This is a genomic window from Paenibacillus sp. 2KB_22, assembly GCF_052115745.1.
In the GTDB taxonomy this organism is placed as follows: Bacteria; Bacillota; Bacilli; order Paenibacillales; family Paenibacillaceae; genus Paenibacillus.
Genome location: NZ_JBFRHG010000003.1, coordinates 304,096 through 326,222 on the forward strand (window position 1 = coordinate 304,096; position 22,127 = coordinate 326,222).

Below are 22,127 nucleotides of genomic sequence, written 5' to 3' on the forward strand. Positions count from 1 at the left end.
TGTGAAATGTGTTGAAAATTTAGGAATTATTAAGAAATTGGACTACCCTTCTTAAGCAATATGGCTTTTAATAGATAGAGAGCTTTAATGTATTAAGTCATATCTGACATATTGACGAACACATGAAGGAGAAACCTGAACATGAGTGAAACACTGAAAAGAGAGCGAATTCCAGAGCTGAATCTGGTACGTGCCATGGCAATTATCGGCGTACTGTGCGTGCATTCCACGTCTTATGCGACGGTGGACATGACGGGCTCAGGCTACTACTGGCTGTACAACTTTATCAATATATTTATGAAATATGGTACGCCAACCTTTATTTTTATGAGTAGTTTCGTGCTGTTTTATAACTATTATTCCCGTCCACTGGACAAGAAACTCGTGAGTAACTTCTACAAGAAAAGATTCGTGTATATTTTGCTTCCGTATTTCCTGTTCTCATTGATGTATTTTGTTATCCTGCACTTCACGCACTATCAGGGTCGACCGTTCGGCGAATCGACTGTAAGCTTCATAACGAAGCTGTTTACGGGGAAAGCATATACGCATCTGTACTTTGTATTCATTAACATGCAATTCTATCTGTTATTCCCACTGGTGTTATGGCTGCTTAAGAAGTATCCTTCTGTGGTGAAATGGTCTGTACCGATTGGATTATTGATTCAATGGGCATTCATCGTAAGTAATAAATATGGATTCCAGGTACCCAACAAGGGAAGCTGGGCGTTCTCGTATTTTTCCTATTTCATGCTGGGTGCTTTTATCGGGGTGTATTTCCCTAAAATCAAGCAATGGTTCGTCATCAGTCGGGCCAATGCAACCAAAGGGCGCGTAGCTTCATGGATTCTGCTCTGGGCGGTGTGGATCATTGCCGGACTTGGCCATGTGTATATCTATTATCTGCTGCGTATGAAGATCGCAACGTATAACACACTATGGTATGAATTCTTCTGGAATGTTCATACTTTCGCCTGTGCGCTTGTACTGATCCAGATTGCTTATCTGCTCTACCGCAAAGGGCCATCACTGATCGTGAAGCCCTTAAACCGGCTTGGGGCTCTGTCATTCGGGATCTATCTAATCCATCCCTTCTTCCTGCTGGTGTATCGTGAATTTCCACCGCAAACAGGAGTCTCCTGGTTAGTGCATCTGTGGTATGCCGGAGGGTTTGGTGTAGCTCTGATCGCTTCGTGGATTGTCGTTGGATTGACGGCAAGGTTCGTTCCTTATGCATGGGTCATCTTTGGCAATCTGCCGAAACCGAAACCGCGACTGGTACCTCAGCAGAACTCGGGACAACTGGACGTTCGATAAGATCTTTTCCATTACAGGAATAATAAACCGTTTCTTGGTCGACCTTAGGGGAGAACAAGAAGCGGTTTTTTTATCTATACGGATATGCTGGATATGGGGAACGAGTGTTTCTTTTTCCTGGTTGAAGGGTAATCATAAGGCGGAACGATAATACATTATAGATAACAGGGTTAAGGTGAATAACATGACAACATGCGAAAAATGCGGGAGACCGATGCAGGATATATTGGAATATGTGGAACACATTCTTCACGAATGTAATGAACAGACACAGGAGTACAACTCGAAAGATTATCAGGCCTATAGCCATGAGGGTGTTCACGAGCAGATGTGATACAATAGAAAGAAACCGGATTCATACGGAACCGAGGTGACAACATGGAGACGGGTCCAGCCCCTTTCCGGCAAGGAAAGACGGAACAAGAAGCGCGACTGAGCAAAACATGTATGTATTGCGGACAACAGCGGCCGATGTCCGAATTCCGGCGCAGAACCGGAAAGCGGGCAGGTCCCGGAGCCAGGCGGGGAGCCTGCCGCAGCTGTCGTCAGATCGGTGGACAGGCTGATCAAGGTACTCGTTCAATCGGGGACACAGGTGAACAGATAGAGCGCCAACGGGATGGCATGGTGACCCATGCGGTTAATGCCAGACCGTCTGTCTCTGCGAAAAATGAAGCAGGTCAGATCGCTCATGGTATGGAACGGGGATCTGTTATGGCAACTGAGTCAAATCGAAGTCGGGTGCCACAGCCCACATTGGATTCGACCTCTTCGGATGACGATGAACATGCTGACTTGGTGATTTCTTCCCCCTCTTCTTCGGGAATTCGGAAGAAGCGGAGAAGACGGAGGAAGAGCAAGCGTGTAGAGGGAATGAAAGGTAATGAGCAGAAAGAGACCAGTCTGGAGCATGATGGTATGGCAGGTGAGGTAGCAACTGATCTTGCTGAGCCACAGCCAGGCGAACGCTGGCGTGGGGAAGGGCATTCGCAGGACCATGCTGCTGCGAATGCAAAGGGCACTGCACAGCGGGCTGGTGCGCGAGCAGCCGCTGCAGTGCAGGCCGCCGAACAAGCTGCGGCGGCCCACCAAGCTCTGCTGCCTGCTGAGCCGCAAGGCCCGGCAGCAGAGCCGATGGCTGCGGATCAACCGATCGCAGCCAAACGCAAGCGCAAGCGGCGCCGCAAGCGTGCTGGCGCGCTCGCGCCCGGCGCAGGGCAGGCCCGCAGCATCGCTGCTGAGGCCCATGCGCCGGCCCAGAGCGACCGTGGCGATGCCATCACGGTCGCCGCACCAACGGCGGCGGAGGCACAGCCTGCCGCCACGAGGCGCGAGCCTGGGCAAGCGCCCGTGCGCCAGCCTGGCTCGCCAGGGTCCAAGCCGCGCCAGGCGCGCAAGGAGCGTGCGCCCAAGGCGAACGGCGAAGACGCTGCCCGCGGTGCATCCGGGCAGCGACCCGCGCATGCCAGCCGTAGTCACGGAGCTGGCACGGACGGCCGTCCCCGCCGCCAGACGCCGGCGGCTCCGGTAGCCATCGATCCGGAAGATCCGGCTTCGCTCCGGACCAACCGGCAGGGCATGGTACGGATGCGCGGTAAAACGGACAAGGGACGTCGCTGGCATCAGGAAGTGGACATGGAACTCGCGGTCACGCTGGTGAAGGAAAAAGCTGCGGTGGTGGTCAATCGGTACACGATTCGTCGATTGTTCAGCAACAAGGATTTCAAGCGGTATATTCTGACGCGGGATCACTACACTTGTTACTTCTGTGGATCGTATGGGGATACAATCGACCATCTGCTGCCGCGTGCCAAAGGTGGACATACCACCCCACTTAACTGTGTCTGCGCCTGCAATCTCTGCAACCAGTCCAAAGCGGCAATGGATGCTGAAGAGTTCATGCGTTCCGGGATTCCCGAATGGAATGCTGCCCATCAGGCAGAATTAATTGAACTCGCAATGCAGGAAGCGCAGCTGGAATAAGGATGATATACTCCCGAAGATAAAATCGGGTTTTAATATGAAGAGCACACCAAGACCACAAGAGGGTCGAGGTGTGCTTTTTGGATTTCATTCAGATTTTGATGGGAATTCAGTTCACTGTGCAATAATTTCTTCAAATTGACAACGGTGTTCATCGAAGATGTACGTTATACTGGGAGGGAGTTGCGTAAGAAGCTTCATCATTCAGTTGAATGATGAAATGTATAGTGAACATCAAACCTAAGAATTTATATTGTATAGATTGGATGGATGCAAATGACCCCAGCAGCATTGGATATTATGTCATATATTACGGAAGAAAATATTCGTTTCTGGCTGGAGAAGTTTCGCTCTTTCGGCCCGTTACCGGGAATATTGCTTACGTTTATGAAATCATTTGTGCCGCCACTTCCAACGCTGTTGATTGTGGGCGTGAACGGTGCGGTATATGGTCTGTGGGCAGGGTTCTTATATTCATGGATTGGCATGATTCTCGGTTGTACCGTGACATTTCTGATCGTAAGGGAGATCGGGAAATCTGCTTTTGTGGAACGCTGGGCACGCAAACCTCGTGTACAACGCAGCATGGTATGGATTCGGAGGAACGCGTTCGGGTATGTTTTTCTGCTCAGTATCTTCCCGGTGGGTCCGTTCGTCATTATTAATGTGGCGGCAGGAATCGCACGAATGCGGTTATTATCCTTCCTGCTTGCGGTGGGTTGTGGTAAAGCGATCATGATCTTCTCTGTGACGTATATCGGTTCCAATGTGGAACAATTCCTGGAGCACCCTGTACGATGGGTAGGTGTATTGCTTTTTATTGCAGTATCCCTGTGGGCAAGCCGCAAACTGGAGCGACATTTTACCCGGTCATCGTCAGATGGTGAAGAGTTGAAAGATCTGAATCAACCATCTGGAAAATCAATCTCCTCATAAACAAAGTATCAGTGTTCAGATATAGTTTCTGTCAATATTGACGTTAGCTTGAAGGAGGATCAGCATGATTGATGATATCTTTGCTTTCAGTCGATTGTTGAATCGCATGAATGAGAATGAACTTCGTTCAGTATTGCGTGTGCTTTATATGAAATCAGCACAGGTGGTCAAGCGGCAGGAGGAGCAAGGCGAAAAGGTGGATTTTGCGGATGCGGTACAGTCCCTGTTTCGGAATATGGAACCCCCTTTTGCACTGGAATTGCTGGAACAACAAGCTCTGGCTGAGACCGACAAGCCAAATGAAATTCATATTACGTTTGGAGAATCACCTCTGAGTAGTCTGAAAATGGGAATGAGCACATTACCTAATCAGGAAAAGCGGAGCTTTTTCTCTATGGATGATGATTATGCTGTGGGTCCTTTAGGTGATCTGACCCATCGTGCAGATTTGCAGCGCAGGCATCTTTGGCTGACCGAACGAATGTGTCTCAGTGACCGCGAGGCTTATGCCATGCATGAACTTGAATCAATATTTGAGCTTAGCTCCACAATGCAGTCTATTGATTCCAAGACGTCAATCACCCTCTGGTATTCGAATAATGCACGTGAGAAGACGGGACTGCTCTATGCGATGCATCTATTGCGCAGCAGTAAGAGTCCTATATATCTGATCGAAACGAGCGGCTTATATCAGCAATTATTCAATAGACCTGATGTTCAATATGATGTGCTCCACACAGGCGAGATTCTTCCGGAAAAGCTTCTGGCGATGTGGCAAATCTGCTCTGAGCAAGAGCCGCTGTCCAAGCAAGAACGCCTGCAACTGGAGCAGGATTGGCTGGAGCTTTCGGTACAGCCCGGATTATTGCGTATGATGGACAATGGCGAGATTCGGAGTCTGCCTGAAGATGCGTTGGACGAGTACATTATGCAGAAGGTAAGGGAATTGACACCGAACTGGGAGCCAGGCAAGTATATCCGAGCAGCTCGTATTGTGGGTGAAGTGATAGGTATGAGCAACCAGCATATAAGTGATGTCTTCGTGGAGTACCGTCTACGCCAACTGGTGCTGCAAGGCCAACTTGAGATGGATGGAAAGCCACTTGCAATGAGGTATTACAGTGTTCGGCTTGCCGAGCGCTGAAAGGGACTAAGGCTGAAACGTACAGATAGAAAACAAGATACGTGATCGAAAAGTTTGAAATAAGACGGAAGATCTAAGCATTTCCTTCTGCAATCAGGAAGGTTATCACGAAGTGTCTCCGATACCAGATGTTCATAATTCCCACTTAAATAGACTGTTCCACCGGTGGATAACTCCTACATGTCCGGGGAACAGTCTATTTGTTTCTCGTTAAAAACTGAACCAACTTCAACTGTGCATGGTCCAATAGTATTCTTTGCTTCATTTTCTTCATATCGGTTATGACTTCTTCCCGCTCCAAATTTCCATTAGAGGACCATCCTGCCCAAAGACTGGATCGGTATCCGGAATCGGAACCTCTCGGATTTCCTGAAGAGCCTTGGCACGTTCGGCGTCCTCGCCTGTACGTGTGTTGTAACTCATACCGCCCGGATAGGCACCGACAATACGAAAATCAGTGCTAGAATCCAGACGTTTATGCCCTGTCCCAGCGGGAAGCACGACAACGTCGCCTGTTTGAAGATAAACTTTCTGCCCATGTTCTCCGCCCAGAATCAGTTGCACGAATCCACTGACCACCGCAAGAGCCTCATGAGCGTTGCTATGATAATGATGATAATTGAACACACCATTCAACCAGCTATTTCCCCATCCATTATGGTTCAGTAACGATTCTGCGTGGAGGGCCTCTTCAGCCCATACGTTCTTATACAAAAGCACGGGCAGGGTCGGATGATTGGGAATCACACCGTTATCCTGAAGAAATAACGTCTTTATATTTTTTTTCCATTCATTCATCTCATATCACCTCTTCTATAAATTACCCGCGAACTATAAGTGTGAACAAAAATATGTTAAATGATAAAACATGTACCATCTTAAGGTCATACTTAGCGCATTAAATTCTACAACAAGGGAAACGCGCAGTTTCATTATCGATATGGCAAGATACTCAGTTCCAGCGGTATAAAATGCACAAAAAAAGCCAGAGAAGGGTGTATTGAGTAACACCTTCCTTGGCTTTTTTGCGCCTCCGTCTCATTTTCGAATTTCATCGGAACACGGACGGTCAGGCTAGTTTAAAACGATCTATTGCACGAAATCTTCGTGCTTTCTGAGTTTTACATCAAAAGGATCTAGTGATCTCTTTTAACGTCGGCAATTTTATCCTGTACAGCACCTTTGGCTTTGTCTTTCTTACCCTCAGCCTGAAGGGATCTGTTATTGGTTGCATTACCGATCTGATCCTTCACTTCGCCTTTGGCCTTGTTTACGCCTGCTTTGATTTTATCGCCAGTTGAATTACTCATATCGAACATCTCCTTCGTTTCTGGTGTAGTCCTTATTAACCGGGATGTCCGCATTCTAAACGTTCACTATTTCATGGCGGTCAAAAATTTGTTCTGGATATTCTGTCAGAAATGATCTGTACGAAGAGTCAGTATAAGTATAGGCATTGCTTAATCGCGTGCTTCATTAAAGGAATGAGAGGATGTTATGATATGAGCAATTATATTGGAAATGGTGCATATTGCTACGCCAATTCAGCTTCAATGCTGCTGTCGTCCATTGGAGAAAAGATAGATCCCGGTCTGCTTGAAACCATCGGTGGCTTTTCACTAGGGGCCTTTCTATCGCAGGAAAATATGCTTTTTTTTGATAACTGTACCTCCAGTCCTGATCTGGCGATCAGCAAAGCGATGAGCATTCTGGGATTTAGTGTGCGCGAAAGTGTGCAAGCACGGGGTACGGAAATGCCTGTAGATGAGCTAAGAGAGGCTTTGAAGCAGGGCCCTGTAATGATGGGTCCGCTGGATATGGGCAAACTCGTCTACAATCCCAACTCTCCCAACCTGGGTGGTTGCGATCATTATGTAGTGGCGCTCAATATGAGGGGCGATGAAATATGCCTGCATGACCCGGCTGGATTTCCGAATGTCTTCCTGACACTGGATAAACTTGAGGAAGCATGGAAGTCTGAATTCCCATGGAGTAGCGGTGTGTATCGACGATGGTGGAGTCCTGAACGCATTGAACATCCTGATCTGGAGGAGATTAACCGCCGGGCTTTTACTTGGTTCAAATCAACCCTTACAGAACAGACCCATGATATTGCTGCACAGGAAGGACGAACCGGAGCTTCAGCCATTCTGCATAAGGCCGAACAGGTTCGTACTGGAGCAATAGATGGTAATGAGTGGGCTCATTATGTGTATTTTTCTCTGCCAGTAGGCGCGCGTCGTGCCCATGATTATGGTTTGTTTTTTAACACAATCCATCCTGACCTTTCTGCTTTGAAATACGCACAATCCCGCCAATTCGGTGAATGCCAATCCCGTCTTGTCTCTCGGAACTGGGAGGCTGCTGCTACAATCATGGTGGCACTCGCGGAGACGGAAGCCATGATCGAAGCTTCTATTTTGAAGATGGAGTAATGAAAGTGAAGCGGCGCTATAAGAAAGGGAGATATACATGGATGGATTAACTAACAATCGCCATATTAGACCAGGGGAAGATGAGATATTAGAGGATCGGCAAAAGGAGCAGGATATCACGCTTATCCAACGAGCCCAAACGGGGGATACAGACGCCTTTGGAGAGTTGATTCACCGTTACCGTGGGCAATTGTTTCGTTATGTACGAGCACTTACGTATGATTCTTATCTCGCAGAAGACATTTTACAGGATGGGCTTATTCGTGCGTTCATTCATATGGGACAGCTTCAGAATGCTGAGCGTTTTATGGCCTGGATGCAGCGCATTGTGCGTAATCAGGCATACTCACATATGCAGCGCCAAAAGCAGCAGCGGGAAGAACATTTTTCTTCGTTCTTTGCATTTGGATTTGGAGCCGATGATGCCTCATGGAGCGATCAAGACTCGCTCGACATAACGCTGAATCATCTTTTGAATGACTCAAATCGGAGATCGCAGGAGACAGGCTATGATCCGTATCAAGCTGTTGCTCAGCAGGAAATGAGGAACAATCTCCACAGGCTGTTGGGTTGTCTGAATGAAAGAGAACAACAGGTCTTCACATCATATTGGATGGAGCAGCTGTCACCGCAAGAAATGGCCTGCAAATTCAATCTGACAAGTGCCAATGTGTATCAAATTCTATCTCGTTCACGTAAAAAAGTGGCTCAGCTTCATATTCATTTATCTGTAGAAGAAATGCTGGCAGAGTGGAATTCACTCGGGCAAAATCGATTGACTCTGGAGGAACCCCTTTCGTTTCGGGCTCCCCAAACCTGGAACTCGGCAGCAGCATCCATTCACGAGATGTTAGGTTATATCGGTCCAGCTCCGTCTCTCCCCATGGTTATGGGGATGAGTGGACTTTCTTTTCGGCTGACCATCCTGCCTCAGGACATACATATCGCTGGACCTACCGCCTATAACTTCAAAGAGGTGCTTACAAGAGGATTGCAACATATGGGTTATCGTTCCCATGCGGTTGAGGCTTTGGCGAGTGATGCGGGACTAAATGCCAATCTGGTCGATCCTTCGATGCTAGAGGAGAAAGCGAAAGGGAAAAGGTTGCTTAATCCAAGACTTGTCCAGGCCCTCTCCCTGATACGTTACGCCATTCATCGGGGAATTCCGGCCGTCGTGTGGGACCTGAATATTCCCGAATTCGGGTTGATCTATGGCTATGATGACGCAGCCCGCACCCTATACGGTACCGATTTCATTAAATCAGGAACAATTCCCTATGATCATGTAGGCCGGGGTGTGAATCAGGAAGTATTTGTACTGGCAGCGGAATCGGATGGCATGATACGAGAAATGAACTTGCACGGGGCACTGACAGCTGTGTTGGCTCATTATCGTGGAGAGGACCCGTATACCTTGCCGAACACAGTCAGTGGTGTGGCTGCCTATGCAGTCTGGAGAGAAGCCCTAGAATACAGACGGGTAGAACCAAACGGTCACGCCTATAACATTGCGGTTTTGTGGGATGCAAGACGTTATGCAAGTGAGTTTTTCAAAGAAGTTTCTCTAAAGTGGGCTTCGAATGCCTGCTATTCCAGTTTAATTCCATTCTGTCTTCAGGCAGAAGAGTTATATCGAAACATGTCCCAAAAGTTAAATACACTCGTGGAATTATTTCCTTTTCCAGATGGAGGACTGCCTAATGAGAAGCTTCATGCTGATCAGGCTATCTCGATACTTCTGGAAGTGGAGGAATTGGAGCGAGCCGCTGTCGTTGTAATAAAAGCGTTGCTTGAAGGAATGGATCAGCATTCCCCAGAAATAGTTATGGTGTGATCTAATTGTAACGATCAGATTGGGCAAACAGCGGAAACAAATATCAGGAGGCAGGGCGATACGTCAGGCGTTCTTTCTGTCTTTTTTTGCATTCGTGACGCAAGAGGTTCATACTTGAAATAGAAAAGATGTCTCCGTGATGGAATAAGGCTGCGCTCATCGCTGCATAATAACGACAGTGACCAATTTCGTTGCGCGAAATGATTGAATTTGGAAAACAATTCCTGTAAATATCAACAAACGAATCCTTCCTTGTGTACATATCGCACATCTGGTCATATGTGATCTTGTCTTAATACCACATGTGGTAGGATAGCGGATCTTGGACAGGAGGATCGGCAGCTTTAGCTTGCCTGCATGGGTTGACAAAAAAATCGATTTTGTTACAATGTTCACAATATCTTCACAAGTGTAAAAAATTTCTTTTTCATGTTCATGTGTAAGAGGTGTAATATAAGGGTATAGAGTTCGGTTTCGGCCTGCTTGTCGTTTTGTGCGTCAACACATGTTGTCCGCAATAGATCCAAGATACAATGCATGATGTGGAAGTAGCCATGAGCTACGCTCATCCTATTGTGTGAAATTTGGTACATTTAGATGTATTCGATGTATTTTGTGGTTCGGCTCTGCTTGACAGGCATCATGAAAGTCGCGGACTTCTATCCCAAAGTAAAGGAGGACTTTCTCTTATGTCACAATCGCCTACTCAACAAGAGGTGCCAGTTACAGAAGGTGCCAACGTTTCCGAGCGCCAGTCCTTGGACGTTCTGGATCAACTGATGAAGCCTGAGGTACAGGAGTCTTTAACCGTTCTGGTGGAGAACCTGCCTAAATTGGCTGAAATGGTTACTGCTATGACGAAAGCTTATGACTTTGCACAAAGTGTAGCAACAGACAAAGTTCTGATCAGCGACACAATGAGCGCAATGGGCGAGTTCGCTAAGCCTGTTGTAGACAAAGCTAAAGGTGTAGCTTCTGCTGCCATCGAAGCCAATGACCGTGCGCAAACAGAGCAAACTTCAGTTGGCTTGTTCGCTATGCTGAAAATGCTTAAAGATCCAAACGTACAACAATCGCTTCGTTTTGCTCAATCTTTCTTGAGCATCTTGAACGAGCGTCAACAACCGAAACGTTAAGACTTAGAAGAACGGAGGATGGATATGTCGAAGCAAATTTTGATCTTGGGTGGAGGATACGGCGGTCTGTTGACTGCATTGACTGCACGTCAATACTTGTCTCCGGAAGAAGCGACAATTACTGTCGTTAACCGTTACCCTACACACCAAATTATCACGGAACTGCACCGTCTTGCAGCAGGAAGCATTGCTGAACAAGCTGTTGCTCTTCCACTTGAAAAATTGCTGCGTGGCAAAAACGTGAACTTGAAAATCGATACGGTGGATACAATCAAGCCGGACGAGAAGAAAGTTCTGATGACCAGCGGCTCCACATACTCTTACGATGCGCTTGTCGTTGCCTTGGGCAGCGAAACGGCATTCTTCGGAATTCCGGGATTGCAAGAGTACAGCTTCACGCTCAAATCGGTTAGCGATGCAAACCGTATTCGTGCACACGTTGAAGCTCGTCTTGATGCTTACAAACAGTCCGGCAACAAAGCAGACGCTACGTTTGTTATTGGTGGCGGCGGCTTGACAGGTATTGAGCTTGTTGGCGAATTCGCTGACCTGCTTCCTGCAGTATGTCAAGAAAAAGGGATCGATTTCAAAGAAGTATCCCTGTACACGGTTGAAGCAGGTCCTTCCATCCTGGCAGGTTTCCCGCCAGAGCTGGTTGATCGTGCGAAATCGAGTCTTGAGAAACGTGGCGTTAACTTCATCGTTGGCGTAGCGATTACTGAGATGAAAGAAAATGAAGTTCTGCTGAAAGACGGCAGCTCGATCCCTACGAATACACTCGTATGGACAGGTGGCGTACAAGGCAACGCTGTTGTTGCTAACAGCGGAATTGAAGTGGATCGTGGCCGTGCGAAAGTTACGGAAGTTCTGCAATCTACTTCTCACAAAGACGTGTTTGTTGCTGGTGACAGCGCAGTGGTCTTCCCTAGCGAAGGTGCTCGCCCTTACCCTCCAACAGCACAATTGGCTTGGCAAATGGGTGAAACCATCGGTCACAACCTGGGCGTAATGTTCAAAGGTGGCGCAATGGAATCCTTCACACCAGTATTCTCCGGTACGCTGGGAAGTCTGGGTCGTAAAGACGCTGTCGGCATGATCGGTGGCAACCAGACTCGTCTGAAAGGTCTGCCTGCAACCATGATGAAAGAAGCAAGTAACATCCGTTACCTGGCTCATATTCACGGTTTGTTCGCACTGGCTTACTAATCTTCATGCCATTCAAGGGCGCCCTTTTGGGCGTCCTTTTTTCTGTTGTAATGGACAACAAAGATCATTAATATTCAGATGTGAAGAGAGTGCGGCGGAAGTGGTCGATCTGAGGTCGCGTATAAATCATCTAGGGTATAAGGTATATTATTAGACAACGGAATGTTACATTTCCCATAGATGTTCAGATGATGTTCGGGATATGTATTTAACGGACATGGACCAGGAGCCGGCGCTTAGAAGCGCCGGCTTTCGTTTAAATTATAAGATGAGCATCTTTAAATATAAGGAACGGGTAGCCGTAACAAGCAGTCCGTTCAACTGAGAGGAGAAATGACGTATGAACGTTTTAGTTATAGGAGCAAATGGGCAAATCGGCAAGTTTGTGGTAGAGCAGCTGGCACAGGAAGGCAAACATAAGGTAACGGCCATGATCCGCAAACCGGAGCAGGCGGACGCATTGAAGAAACTCGGTGCCGATGTGGTGATCGGGGATCTGGAAGGCAGTGTGGAGGACTTGGCTGAAGCCATGAAGGATCATAATGCCATAGTGTTTACAGCGGGCTCTGGCGGATCTACTGGTCAGGACAAAACCCTTTTGATTGATCTCGATGGAGCAGTTAAAACGATGGAAGCCGCTGAGCAGCAAGGCATCTCCAGATATATTCTGGTCAGTGCGTATGGTGCAGATCAACGGGAGAAATGGTCAGAGTCCATCAAGCCTTATTACGTGGCGAAACACTATGCGGATCGTGCCTTGTTTGCAAGTGATCTGAATTACACGATTATTCGCCCGGGTGGTCTGAAGAATCAACCGGGTACGGGCACGATTGCAGTTGGAACCGATCTGGAACCGGGAAGCATCCCGCGTGAAGATGTGGCCCGCGTCATCGTGGCATCTTTGCAGGAAGAGAAGACGTACCGAATGGCCTTTGATCTGATTGCCGGGGAGCATCCGGTTGAAGATGCCTTGGGCAAACTGTAGATGTTATTGTAAGATAACGGGAGAATGAAATGATGGGGATGAGGGGGAGCGCTGCATGAACGAAGCCGTGCTGGTCATAGAGGATGAGCCCAAAATAGCACGTCTGCTTGAACTGGAATTACAGTATGAGGGATATCAAGTAGGCAAGGCGGGGAGTGGAACAGAAGGACTGGAGAAGTATGGGGAAGGTCAGTGGGATCTGATTCTGCTTGATGTGATGCTGCCTGGTCTGAGTGGAATTGAAGTGTTGCGCCGAGTTCGAGCCAAAGATGCTACAGTTCCGATCATTATGCTCACCGCTAAAGATTCCGTAGAAGACAAAGTGTCCGGCCTAGATCTCGGAGCCAATGACTACATCACCAAGCCATTCCAGATTGAAGAACTGCTTGCCCGAGTTCGGGCCGCATTGCGGCTTAGTGCCGTGGCATCGGCTGTTTCTTCCGTTTCTTCGTCTACACCTGCTGATACAGGCAATGACTCGTCTGGGCATAAGCATGAAGCTGATGCAGGCTGGTTGACGGCTGCCGGGTTGAAACTGAATGAAGGAACGCGAGAGGTATCGCGAGATGGCGTGGCTATTGAACTTACTCCACGTGAGTTCGATCTGCTGGTGTATCTGTTGCAGAATCAACGTCAGGTGCTCAGTCGTGATCAGATTGTTCAGGCTGTGTGGGGATACGATTATTATGGAGATACCAATGTGGTGGATGTGTACATCCGTTATGTGCGCAAAAAGGTCGATAACGGATTCACACCACCCTTAATACATACCGTACGGGGCGTAGGATACGTCCTGAAGGAACAGTCATGAGCCTGCGCAGTAAAATCTATGGCTATTCATCTGTATTATTTGCTGTGTTGTTAATCGTGGTCAACCTGTCCGTCTATATCGTGTTTGAACGGATGTCCATAGATAACGAGGTTAATCGGGTGGAAGCGGAAGCGGAGTCTATTGTCAAAGGAGTGCGTCAGTCTGCCGGCTCCATTCCGCCGGATGACTTGCTGCGGGCCTACGCGCCTGTGAACGGCATGCTTCGGATCGTCAATGAGGACGGCACCAGTTCCCCGGTGACGACAACATCAGCTTCAGAGCAGCTGAGCAAGCTGCCCTATAAGTATGAAAGTGAGAAGAAATCGGAGTATACCCAAGTGGAACAGATTGGATATGTGTGGGTTTCAGTCCCCGTCATCTGGCCTGATGGTGAAGTGGTGAACGTGCAGGTCACCGAGAGCATCGCAGAGACGGAGAATCGTTTGTCTGTACTTCGTACCGTGCTTGTAGCAGTCACGATTATTGCTCTCATTCCAGCGATTATCTCTAGCCGGATTCTGGCGAACCGGATGACCAGACCGATTCAGCAGATGACACGCACGATGAGTGACATTCAGTCCAGCGGCCAATTCAAGCGTCTTCCACTGGAGGAACGGTCGAAGGATGAATTGAAAACGATGGGACAGACGTTCAACCGGATGATGGACCTGCTCGAATCCAACTTTGAGCGGCAAGAGCGATTCGTATCGGATGCATCTCATGAACTCAAAACGCCGCTGACCATTATTGAGAGCTATGCCAGTCTGCTTCAGCGGCGAGGAAAAGAGCGACCTGAAGTATTCGATGAAGCTGTAGAAGCGATTCTGTCCGAATCGGTTCGCATGCGGGAGATGACCGAGCAACTGTTACTGCTTGCGAAGCAGCCGGAGCAGTGGAATGTACAGTTGGAGCGAGTGGATATCACGAGACTTGCGATGGATTCCACACGTGCGTTTCGCGAAGCCTACCACCGGGAAGTCCGGTGTGTCGATCCAGGTCCAATCTGGGCAATCAGCGATGAGAGCAAGCTGAAGCAACTGTTGTTTATTTTGCTGGATAATGCCCGGAAGTATAGTGAAGATTCCATTGAAGTCAGGCTTGAAGCCAAGGGGCAGGAGTGCCGAATTCGGATCGTGGATACCGGGATTGGTATGCGGGAGGACGAGCTGGAGAAGGTATTTGACCGATTCTACCGGGTTGATCCGGCCAGAACACGCAGCTTGGGCGCAAGCGGTTCGGGTCTGGGATTGTCGCTAGCCAAAGAACTGGCAGGTGCAGTGGGAGCCCGGATTGAATTGAGCAGTACCGAGGGTGAAGGAACTGAGGCTTCGATTATTTTGCCTTTATCGGTTCAGAACGGTCCGCTCTCATGAAATTCTCATTCTTCTCTTATATACTATATAAACTGAACTAAAGATTGTTCACACTGACACTACGATGACAGAACAACCTTCCAATCGCTGTTATCCCCAGATTTCTCGATTCTCTTTTCTCAAAGGGGAAAATCCGGGGATAAAGGCGAACGCTTCGCTTTTTCAGGTTTTTTCTGTCCTCTCCGTACTGTGTAACAGATTAGTTCATTTTATGTAGTAGCCATTGGAAACTAAACTCAGACCGAATATACAGCAGACGAACTCGGGCTATAGGAGAGCTATAAGGGGGAAACGTGATGACAGAGCATGAGCAGCGACCACCGGAAATGAAGCGGCATGAACAGGGGAACAGTGGATGGGCGAAATCGCGAAGATCACTCTGGTGGGGTTCAGGGCTTCTCATTGTGCTGATTGTGGCAGCAGTTGCTTGGTGGAAGCCTTGGCAATCGACGGGTGCGGTACTTACGGCAGATGCGGCAGCCCAATCCGTACTGGATCAATATCCGGGCGAGATTGTGAATTCCACGTTGAAGGACGGGACGTATATCATGCAGCTCCGTTCGGAGACCGGATTATATGACGTGCAGGTGGATGCCGTCACGGCTACGGTGAATTCCATCAAGCGGCTGGAGTCGAACCCACAAGCGGAAGAGAAGACGTTATGGAGCCGCGAGCAGATCAAGACGGCGTTGTTAAAACAACAAACAGATAACCAATTGGTCTCGCTTGAACTTGTAGAGCAGCAAGGCAGCCCGGTATACACTGCGGTAGTGAAGGCGAAGGATAACAGCCGTGAAGAACTCACGATTGATCCATATACGGGAGAGACGATATCGTCCAAAACAATAGCAGCCCCGACAACTGAACCAACAAAGGATGATCCCAAACCTCAGTTTCTGAGCGAGAAACAAGCCAAGCAGAAGGCACTTGCAGAGGTCCCGGGGGATGTGGACGACATTGAACTGCGTGGAACCAACAGCGGGAATCCGTATTATCTGGTTGAGATTGATCTGGAGGATGGCCGGGAGGCTATTGTGCAAGTGAACGCGATCTCGGGAGCCATTCGTTCGGTGACTTGGGATGAGGACGAGGATTAAAAGTTAAAGTTCAGAAGAAAACCCTTTGAATACAGGGTGAAATCGCTTCAAAGAGATGATTCCTTCATTTTAGGGGATCATCTTTTTTCAATTACATGGACAATGAATACCCGTTAAATGAGCAATCTCCTCATTTTCTCATCAAATTCTAATCTAACTCTCGCTGATCTCTCATTCCTGCAGGTTATTCTATGAATGTAGACGAGAACGAAACAACATACGAGGAGATGAATGATGATGATGAACAAACATAAACTTTGGATTGGCAGCTTGTCAGCAGCGGTGTTGCTCGGAGGATCGGCAGTAGCAGCTAGCGGGAATGTGAACGGACAATCAGTGCAAACTACACCAACGTCAACGACACAATCCGTAACACAGAATCAGAACAGCACAGGCAAAATGCTGAATGCATCCCAAGCAAAAGCGTTGGCGTTGAAAGCAGCCGATGGTAAAGTGGATGACGTGGATCTGGAGCGCAGAAACGGCCAAACGTTCTATGAAATCGAGATTGATCGAAAAGGCAAAAATGATGTTGTCGTTCGTCTGGATGCGTACACAGGCAAAATCTTGGCAGTCGTGGATGATGAAGACTACGATGATGACGATGACTATCAAGGCTCTGTAACAGGCAATACATCTAACAGCTCTGCCTCCAAGCAGGTCAAATTGACGGCATCCCAAGCTTCAAACATTGCGTTGAAACAAGTTACGGGTGGTAAAGTAACCAAAGTCGAGCTGGATCATGATGATGGTCGCTATGTGTATGAGATTGAATTGAGAACTGCTCAAGGTGAAGCAGATGTAGATATCGATGCCAACACAGGTAAAGTGTTATCGTTCGACCAGGATTTTGACGACCAAGACTAAGCAATAAGGGCGAGTATACGCTGATAAAACATCTTATATAAAAGCCTGCCTATGAACAGTAACACACAGCTAGAGATTGTTACATCATGAAGGGGCAGGGCAGGTATAGCAGAGGACGCTTCGGGGGAAGCGTCTTTTTGCTTTTTATGGAGAGCGCGGAGTATGAAATTGTACATGATCCGCCGGATTGTTCACTATTCGAGCAGGAACGTGGCGGATACAATCGGAATCAGGGAGGTGAAGCTGGGCCAATCAATCTTGCCAGGAATTCTAATGTTAAAATGCATCATCGATCGGAGGCAGATGAGACATATCAAATTTATTTTTGTGTAAGCGCTTCATAAAAAACATGGAGGTGCATTACGATATGGCTATGAACGATGGATGGTTGAAAAAGAATACACACTCACGCCGCTTTCGCTTTACTCAGCACTTGAGTTATCTGCTTGTTTTGGTGCTGGCGCTGCAATCAGTAGGCATGCTGCTCGCACCTGGATCGAATGCTTCAGCTGCTCCGCTCAGTGTAACGAACGGGGTACAGTTCAAGGACACCAATGGCAATATCGTACATGCTCATGGGGGCGGGATGATCAAGGCGAATGGGTATTATTACTGGTTTGGCGAGAACCGCAATGCGAATGGAACGTTCAAGGCGGTATCCGTGTATCGTTCATCGGATCTGAAGAACTGGGAGTATCGCAATGATGTGCTCACCAGCAGCTCGGCACCTGAGCTAAATATCTCGAACATTGAACGTCCGAAGGTCATCTACAACAGTGCTACCGGCAAATACGTACTTTGGATGCACAAGGAGAATGGTCTGGATTATGGCGAGGCCAGAGTGGCCGTAGCTACTTCTAGTACGGTTGATGGGAACTACACGTATGTGGGAAGTTATCGTCCACTTGGATATGATTCCAGAGATATGACGGTGTACAACGATAACGGAACAGCTTATCTGATCTCCGCGACCCGAGTGAATGCAGATCTGAATATATATAAGCTGACCCCGGATTTCCTGGGTGTGGAATCGCTTGTTACAACACTATGGCCCGGACAATACCGTGAAGCACCTGCTTTATTCAAAAAAGACGGCGTCTACTTCCTGATCACCTCGGGTGCAACCGGTTGGAATCCAAATCAGGCCAAATATGCAACAGCCTCCAGTATTACAGGCACTTGGAGCGGTCTTAGCAACTTCGGAGACAGCACAACCTATGGTTCTCAATCCACCTATGTCGTTCCAATAGAGGGTTCACAGACCACATCCTATCTCTACATGGGCGATCGCTGGGCTGGAGCGTGGAGCGGACCTGTGCAGGATTCCAAGTATGTCTGGCTGCCACTCTCGTTCCCAAGCGCAACCAGTCTGGCGATGAACTGGGCCAGCAGTATCACGATTGATACAGCAACAGGTACTGTGACCGGAGTGAATACACCGGATGTTTGGGACGCGAATGCTTCATATCAGCTGATTAGCCGTAAAAGCAACAAGTTGCTAAATGTCATCGGGGGTTCTTCTGCCAACGGTGCGGATTTGGAGCAGCGGGCAGATGGGGGAACAACAAGTCAACAGTGGCAGATTACTGATGCGGGTGGCGGTTATGTCAAAATCATCAACCGTTCCAGTGGCAAACTGATCGGTGTGGAAAATGGTGCTACCACCGATGGGGCTGTCATTGAACAGTGGAATGATGGGGGCTGGGCCAGCCAGCAATGGCAGCTCGTCCATGTAGGTGGTGGTTATTATAAACTGAAGAATCGCAGTACAGGCAAAGTATTGGATATCTCCGGTCAATCCTTGGCAGATGGGGCTGCGGCCATCCAGTGGACGGATAATGGCGGTACGAACCAGCATTTTCAGATTGTTAAAGTGCAGTAAGAAGGTTTGAGTATTAGAAATAAGGTTCCAAATACAGATAAGCTATAGATAAAGCCCTTGTCTCTTACCTTGAAGGTGGAACAGGGGCTTTGTGATGTGTTCACGCTTGTTACGTGATGCTTTTGCTCGAAAGGGAAAACCAGATGATGGCTCACATCGTGATTTACTTCCGATCAATGTCATACCAAAGTGTGGTAAACTAGTAGAATTGTAGAAAAAGATAGAGACAGGAGCTGGATAACGAAGTGAGTGAACAACATGTGCTATCCATTGAAAGCTTGCGTATGAGATACAACGGACGTTATGTGTTGAATGGCATCGATCTGGAAGTGAATCGCGGTGAGATGATTGGATATATCGGTCCAAACGGGGCTGGCAAGAGTACGACGGTTAAGATTTTACTCGGACTGGTTGAAGGATATGTGGGCACGGTGCGAATCTTTGGCAAGGATATTGCGGATGGGGATGTGGAATATAAACGCAGAATAGGCTATGTTCCGGAGGTCGCGGAATTATACGAACAATTAACGCCTGCGGAGTATCTGACTTTTACGGGAGAGTTATACGGCATGTCCTATGAAGATGCGGATTATAAAGCCAAGTTATTGATGGATTGTTTTGGACTTGAAAAATCATATCATTCCCGCATTGCATCCTTTTCCAAAGGCATGCGGCAGAAAGTGCTGTTAATCTCTGCGCTGCTGCATGACCCGGATCTGTTGTTCCTGGATGAACCGCTCAGCGGATTGGATGCCAATAGTGTGATGGTGGTCAAAGAGATTTTATCGCAGTTGTCAGCCAAAGGCACAACGATCTTCTATTCGTCACACATCATGGATGTGGTGGAGAAGATCAGCAGTCGAATTGTACTGATCGCTGAAGGACGCGTGTTGGCAGACGGAACGTTCAAGCAGCTCCAGCAGCAATCCATGGAAGGTTCATTGACATTGGAGGAAGTCTTCAATCAATTGACGGGTTTCAATGAGCACATAGCCATTGCTGAGCGATTCGTATCGATTGTGCAGGAGGTGTACTGATATGGAGGAAACCTCCGATTTCCGCACGCTGAAGATTCTGGATCGCTTTCGGCCAATCATCGCCAGAACAGGGGCGGATTATGATGTGCTGCGCCTGATCTTGCGAGTGAAATTCCAGATGGATCAACGCAGAGTACCTACCATTTTGTCCAACAATTCAGGGAAAAAAGAGCGCAAGGAAGGTAATCAGTTTCATCGATCCCTGTGGTTGTATGGATTAATGGGACTGATGATGGTTCCCTTCATCGTGTGGGATACAGGGCATTTCATGCTTCAGATGGGTCTGGTGTTCGGCATCTTAATGTTTATGATCATGACGTCCATGATCTCGGATTTCTCCTCCGTACTGCTGGACATCCGGGACCGCAATATTCTCATGACGAAGCCTGTTAATAGGCGAACGGTAGGTATGGCCCGAGCCATTCATGCAGGTGTCTATCTGGTACTGCTGACGGGTTCGTTAACCGGCATACCGTTAATTACCGCGTTGGTGACGCATGGGATCGGATTCTTTCTGATCTTCCTTGTAGAATTAATTCTGATCAACATGCTGATTCTGGTGACCACATCCCTGATTTATCTTCTCATGATGAAGTTTCTGGATGGCGAGAAGCTGAAGGATATGATCAATATGGTACAGATTCTGCTCTCGGTGGGGATTGCGATCGGTTATCAGCTGGTCATTCGTTCGTTCAGCATGTTTGACTTTGGTATGGTATTTACACCGGCTTGGTGGCAATTGTTGTTGCCTCCGTTATGGTATGCGGCTGCCTATGAATGGTTATTTGCAGGGGGCGGGAATGTATGGATCTATACCTTCACAGCACTGGCTGTCTTGGTTCCGGTGGTAAGTCTGATCGTATATGTGAGGCTTATGCCTTCCTTTGAGTTGTATTTGGAGAAAATGGCACATTCGGGCCAGTCCTCTGGGCGCAGACGCGGAGGGTGGGATCGCTTGATCTCCAAGCTGGTTAGTCGTTCCAGAGAGGAGCAGGCTTGCTTCCGACTGTCCGCCAGCATGATGCGTAATGAACGGGAATTCAAGCTGAAGGTGTATCCATCGCTTGGTTTATCCTTTGTTTTACCTTATGTATTTTGGTTTACCCAATTGCAATCTTCGACCTGGGCGGAGTTTAGGCAAAGTTCGTTCGTATACACCTTTTACATCGTGCTGATTCTGGTTGTAACGGTGGTAGTCATGCTGAAATTTTCGGGACAATACAAGGCGTTCTGGACCTTTCGCGCTGCACCGATGGCGAATGATAGTGCGTTGTATAAAGGCGCTCTGAAGGCGTTCTTGTGCAACATGTTCCTGCCTATATTTCTGGTTAATGCCATTCTGTTCACCTGGACATTTGGATTACGGATACTGCCGGATATTGCAATTATCTTGTTGACGGCAACTGCAATTGTCCCACTGGCAGGCAAGTTGCTGCTGCGTAAGCCGCCGTTCTCCCAATCCTTCAGTGTGGCGCAGCAAAGTGATGGCTGGTATGTATTTGCCGCCCTCCCTGTGCTTGCCATGTTATGGGGAGTCCATGTCTTTTTCCGCTCAGTGTCGGGGGGCGTATGGATCTATGGTGCAATTCTGATTGTGGCAAATGTGTTGCTGTGGACGCTGCTGTTTCGGGAGAAGAAGACAGCGAGGAAGAAGTCGGTTGCAGTTTGAGAATAGAGTAGTAGAACAGAAGAACAGAAGAATAAAAGAATAAAAGATGGAGCGAACAAAAGGGTGAATGGGATAAGAGGGAATGTTCCAAGAAAACTCAATGCATGCAATCCGCGCAGAGAGTGATGGAACAAATGGGCCAAAGGGTGACATATTAGATAACTAAGAAATTAAAGTGCAGTGCATCGGAGAAGTAAGAGTTAAACACCGAAGAACGAAGAACCAGAGAACCGAGAGCCAAGGACAAAAGAAACAGAGAGCCAGTAACCGGACCAAGAACCAAAGAACCAAAGTGATAAGAGAATAGAGATGAGAAGAACATAGTGATGAGAGCTTAGAAGGGCTAACCGGGACATTTATGTCTAGGTTAGCTCTTTTTGATAGAGATAATTCAGCAGAGATCTCCTTGTCA

17 protein-coding genes and 1 pseudogene are annotated in these 22,127 nt (G+C 47.9%); 16 read left to right on the plus strand and 2 right to left on the minus strand.

Annotated elements, in window-relative coordinates:
- Positions 1-141 precede the first annotated feature (141 nt).
- The 4 genes and pseudogenes from AB4111_RS20305 to AB4111_RS20320 all read left to right on the plus strand — a co-directional run bounded on the left by AB4111_RS20305 (position 142) and on the right by AB4111_RS20320 (position 5,380).
- Positions 142-1,317, plus strand: a complete 1,176-nt coding sequence (locus AB4111_RS20305) for an acyltransferase (protein WP_192135231.1) — start codon at positions 142-144, stop codon at positions 1,315-1,317.
- A 1,545-nt stretch (positions 1,318-2,862) separates the two neighbouring features.
- Positions 2,863-3,300, plus strand: a pseudogene (locus AB4111_RS20310) (HNH endonuclease); the annotation flags it as partial.
- A 276-nt stretch (positions 3,301-3,576) separates the two neighbouring features.
- Positions 3,577-4,236 (plus strand): TVP38/TMEM64 family protein, encoded by a 660-nt coding sequence (locus tag AB4111_RS20315; RefSeq protein ID WP_442032980.1) that lies wholly within the window; start codon positions 3,577-3,579, stop codon positions 4,234-4,236.
- Positions 4,237-4,300: 64 nt separating this feature from the next.
- Positions 4,301-5,380: a DUF1835 domain-containing protein gene (locus AB4111_RS20320; RefSeq protein ID WP_442032981.1), complete on the plus strand. Its 1,080-nt coding sequence runs from the start codon at positions 4,301-4,303 to the stop codon at positions 5,378-5,380.
- 279 nt (positions 5,381-5,659) lie between these two features.
- On the opposite strand, the gene AB4111_RS20325 is transcribed toward AB4111_RS20320, so the two are convergent.
- Both AB4111_RS20325 and AB4111_RS20330 read right to left on the minus strand, forming a co-directional pair.
- On the minus strand, positions 5,660-6,178 hold the full coding sequence (locus tag AB4111_RS20325; protein WP_442032982.1) for a cupin domain-containing protein: 519 nt from the start codon (positions 6,176-6,178) through the stop codon (positions 5,660-5,662).
- Between the two features lie 338 nt (positions 6,179-6,516).
- On the minus strand, positions 6,517-6,690 hold the full coding sequence (locus AB4111_RS20330) for a CsbD family protein (protein WP_307541330.1): 174 nt from the start codon (positions 6,688-6,690) through the stop codon (positions 6,517-6,519).
- A gap of 192 nt (positions 6,691-6,882) precedes the next feature.
- Here AB4111_RS20330 and AB4111_RS20335 point away from each other — a divergent pair, with 192 nt between their 5' ends.
- From AB4111_RS20335 to AB4111_RS20390, 12 genes are all read left to right on the plus strand, one after another.
- A complete protein-coding gene (locus AB4111_RS20335; protein WP_442032983.1) occupies positions 6,883-7,815 on the plus strand; it encodes a hypothetical protein in 933 nt (310 codons plus the stop codon).
- Positions 7,816-7,852: 37 nt separating this feature from the next.
- Positions 7,853-9,652: an RNA polymerase sigma factor gene (locus tag AB4111_RS20340; protein ID WP_442032984.1), complete on the plus strand. Its 1,800-nt coding sequence runs from the start codon at positions 7,853-7,855 to the stop codon at positions 9,650-9,652.
- Positions 9,653-10,341: 689 nt separating this feature from the next.
- Positions 10,342-10,788, plus strand: a complete 447-nt coding sequence (locus tag AB4111_RS20345; RefSeq protein ID WP_017691658.1) for a DUF1641 domain-containing protein — start codon at positions 10,342-10,344, stop codon at positions 10,786-10,788.
- Between the two features lie 24 nt (positions 10,789-10,812).
- Positions 10,813-11,994 (plus strand): NAD(P)/FAD-dependent oxidoreductase, encoded by a 1,182-nt coding sequence (locus tag AB4111_RS20350; RefSeq protein ID WP_253441802.1) that lies wholly within the window; start codon positions 10,813-10,815, stop codon positions 11,992-11,994.
- Positions 11,995-12,334: 340 nt separating this feature from the next.
- Positions 12,335-12,979, plus strand: coding sequence for an SDR family oxidoreductase (locus AB4111_RS20355; RefSeq protein ID WP_442032985.1), 645 nt, complete (start codon positions 12,335-12,337; stop codon positions 12,977-12,979).
- 55 nt (positions 12,980-13,034) lie between these two features.
- Positions 13,035-13,790 (plus strand): response regulator transcription factor, encoded by a 756-nt coding sequence (locus AB4111_RS20360; protein WP_442032986.1) that lies wholly within the window; start codon positions 13,035-13,037, stop codon positions 13,788-13,790.
- The gene (locus tag AB4111_RS20365; protein ID WP_442032987.1) at positions 13,787-15,163 is read left to right on the plus strand and encodes an ATP-binding protein; all 1,377 of its coding nucleotides are present in this window, start codon (positions 13,787-13,789) and stop codon (positions 15,161-15,163) included. The genes AB4111_RS20360 and AB4111_RS20365 overlap by 4 nt, the downstream gene beginning before the upstream one ends.
- A 296-nt stretch (positions 15,164-15,459) precedes the next feature.
- Positions 15,460-16,260: a PepSY domain-containing protein gene (locus AB4111_RS20370; RefSeq protein ID WP_442032988.1), complete on the plus strand. Its 801-nt coding sequence runs from the start codon at positions 15,460-15,462 to the stop codon at positions 16,258-16,260.
- A gap of 237 nt (positions 16,261-16,497) precedes the next feature.
- Positions 16,498-17,127, plus strand: a complete 630-nt coding sequence (locus AB4111_RS20375; RefSeq protein WP_442032989.1) for a PepSY domain-containing protein — start codon at positions 16,498-16,500, stop codon at positions 17,125-17,127.
- Positions 17,128-17,605: 478 nt separating this feature from the next.
- Positions 17,606-19,009 carry an RICIN domain-containing protein gene (locus tag AB4111_RS20380; protein ID WP_442033287.1) on the plus strand — a complete coding sequence of 468 codons (1,404 nt, stop codon included), beginning with the start codon at positions 17,606-17,608 and terminating at the stop codon, positions 19,007-19,009.
- 245 nt (positions 19,010-19,254) lie between these two features.
- Complete coding sequence (locus AB4111_RS20385) at positions 19,255-20,046, plus strand: ABC transporter ATP-binding protein (protein WP_442032990.1); 792 nt, start codon at positions 19,255-19,257, stop codon at positions 20,044-20,046.
- Position 20,047: 1 nt separating this feature from the next.
- The gene (locus AB4111_RS20390) at positions 20,048-21,715 is read left to right on the plus strand and encodes a hypothetical protein (protein WP_442032991.1); all 1,668 of its coding nucleotides are present in this window, start codon (positions 20,048-20,050) and stop codon (positions 21,713-21,715) included.
- Positions 21,716-22,127 lie beyond the last annotated feature (412 nt).

Excerpts from the sequence above, each read along its gene's own strand:
- AB4111_RS20305 (WP_192135231.1), top strand. The coding sequence starts at position 142 with ATGAGTGAAACACTGAAAAGAGAGCGAATTCCAGAGCTGAATCTGGTA.
- AB4111_RS20315 (WP_442032980.1), top strand. The coding sequence starts at position 3,577 with ATGACCCCAGCAGCATTGGATATTATGTCATATATTACGGAAGAAAAT.
- AB4111_RS20320 (WP_442032981.1), top strand. The coding sequence starts at position 4,301 with ATGATTGATGATATCTTTGCTTTCAGTCGATTGTTGAATCGCATGAAT.
- AB4111_RS20325 (WP_442032982.1), bottom strand. The coding sequence starts at position 6,178 with ATGAATGAATGGAAAAAAAATATAAAGACGTTATTTCTTCAGGATAAC.
- AB4111_RS20330 (WP_307541330.1), bottom strand. The coding sequence starts at position 6,690 with ATGAGTAATTCAACTGGCGATAAAATCAAAGCAGGCGTAAACAAGGCC.
- AB4111_RS20335 (WP_442032983.1), top strand. The coding sequence starts at position 6,883 with ATGAGCAATTATATTGGAAATGGTGCATATTGCTACGCCAATTCAGCT.
- AB4111_RS20340 (WP_442032984.1), top strand. The coding sequence starts at position 7,853 with ATGGATGGATTAACTAACAATCGCCATATTAGACCAGGGGAAGATGAG.
- AB4111_RS20345 (WP_017691658.1), top strand. The coding sequence starts at position 10,342 with ATGTCACAATCGCCTACTCAACAAGAGGTGCCAGTTACAGAAGGTGCC.
- AB4111_RS20350 (WP_253441802.1), top strand. The coding sequence starts at position 10,813 with ATGTCGAAGCAAATTTTGATCTTGGGTGGAGGATACGGCGGTCTGTTG.
- AB4111_RS20355 (WP_442032985.1), top strand. The coding sequence starts at position 12,335 with ATGAACGTTTTAGTTATAGGAGCAAATGGGCAAATCGGCAAGTTTGTG.
- AB4111_RS20360 (WP_442032986.1), top strand. The coding sequence starts at position 13,035 with ATGAACGAAGCCGTGCTGGTCATAGAGGATGAGCCCAAAATAGCACGT.
- AB4111_RS20365 (WP_442032987.1), top strand. The coding sequence starts at position 13,787 with ATGAGCCTGCGCAGTAAAATCTATGGCTATTCATCTGTATTATTTGCT.
- AB4111_RS20370 (WP_442032988.1), top strand. The coding sequence starts at position 15,460 with ATGACAGAGCATGAGCAGCGACCACCGGAAATGAAGCGGCATGAACAG.
- AB4111_RS20375 (WP_442032989.1), top strand. The coding sequence starts at position 16,498 with ATGATGAACAAACATAAACTTTGGATTGGCAGCTTGTCAGCAGCGGTG.
- AB4111_RS20380 (WP_442033287.1), top strand. The coding sequence starts at position 17,606 with ATGCTGCTCGCACCTGGATCGAATGCTTCAGCTGCTCCGCTCAGTGTA.
- AB4111_RS20390 (WP_442032991.1), top strand. The coding sequence starts at position 20,048 with ATGGAGGAAACCTCCGATTTCCGCACGCTGAAGATTCTGGATCGCTTT.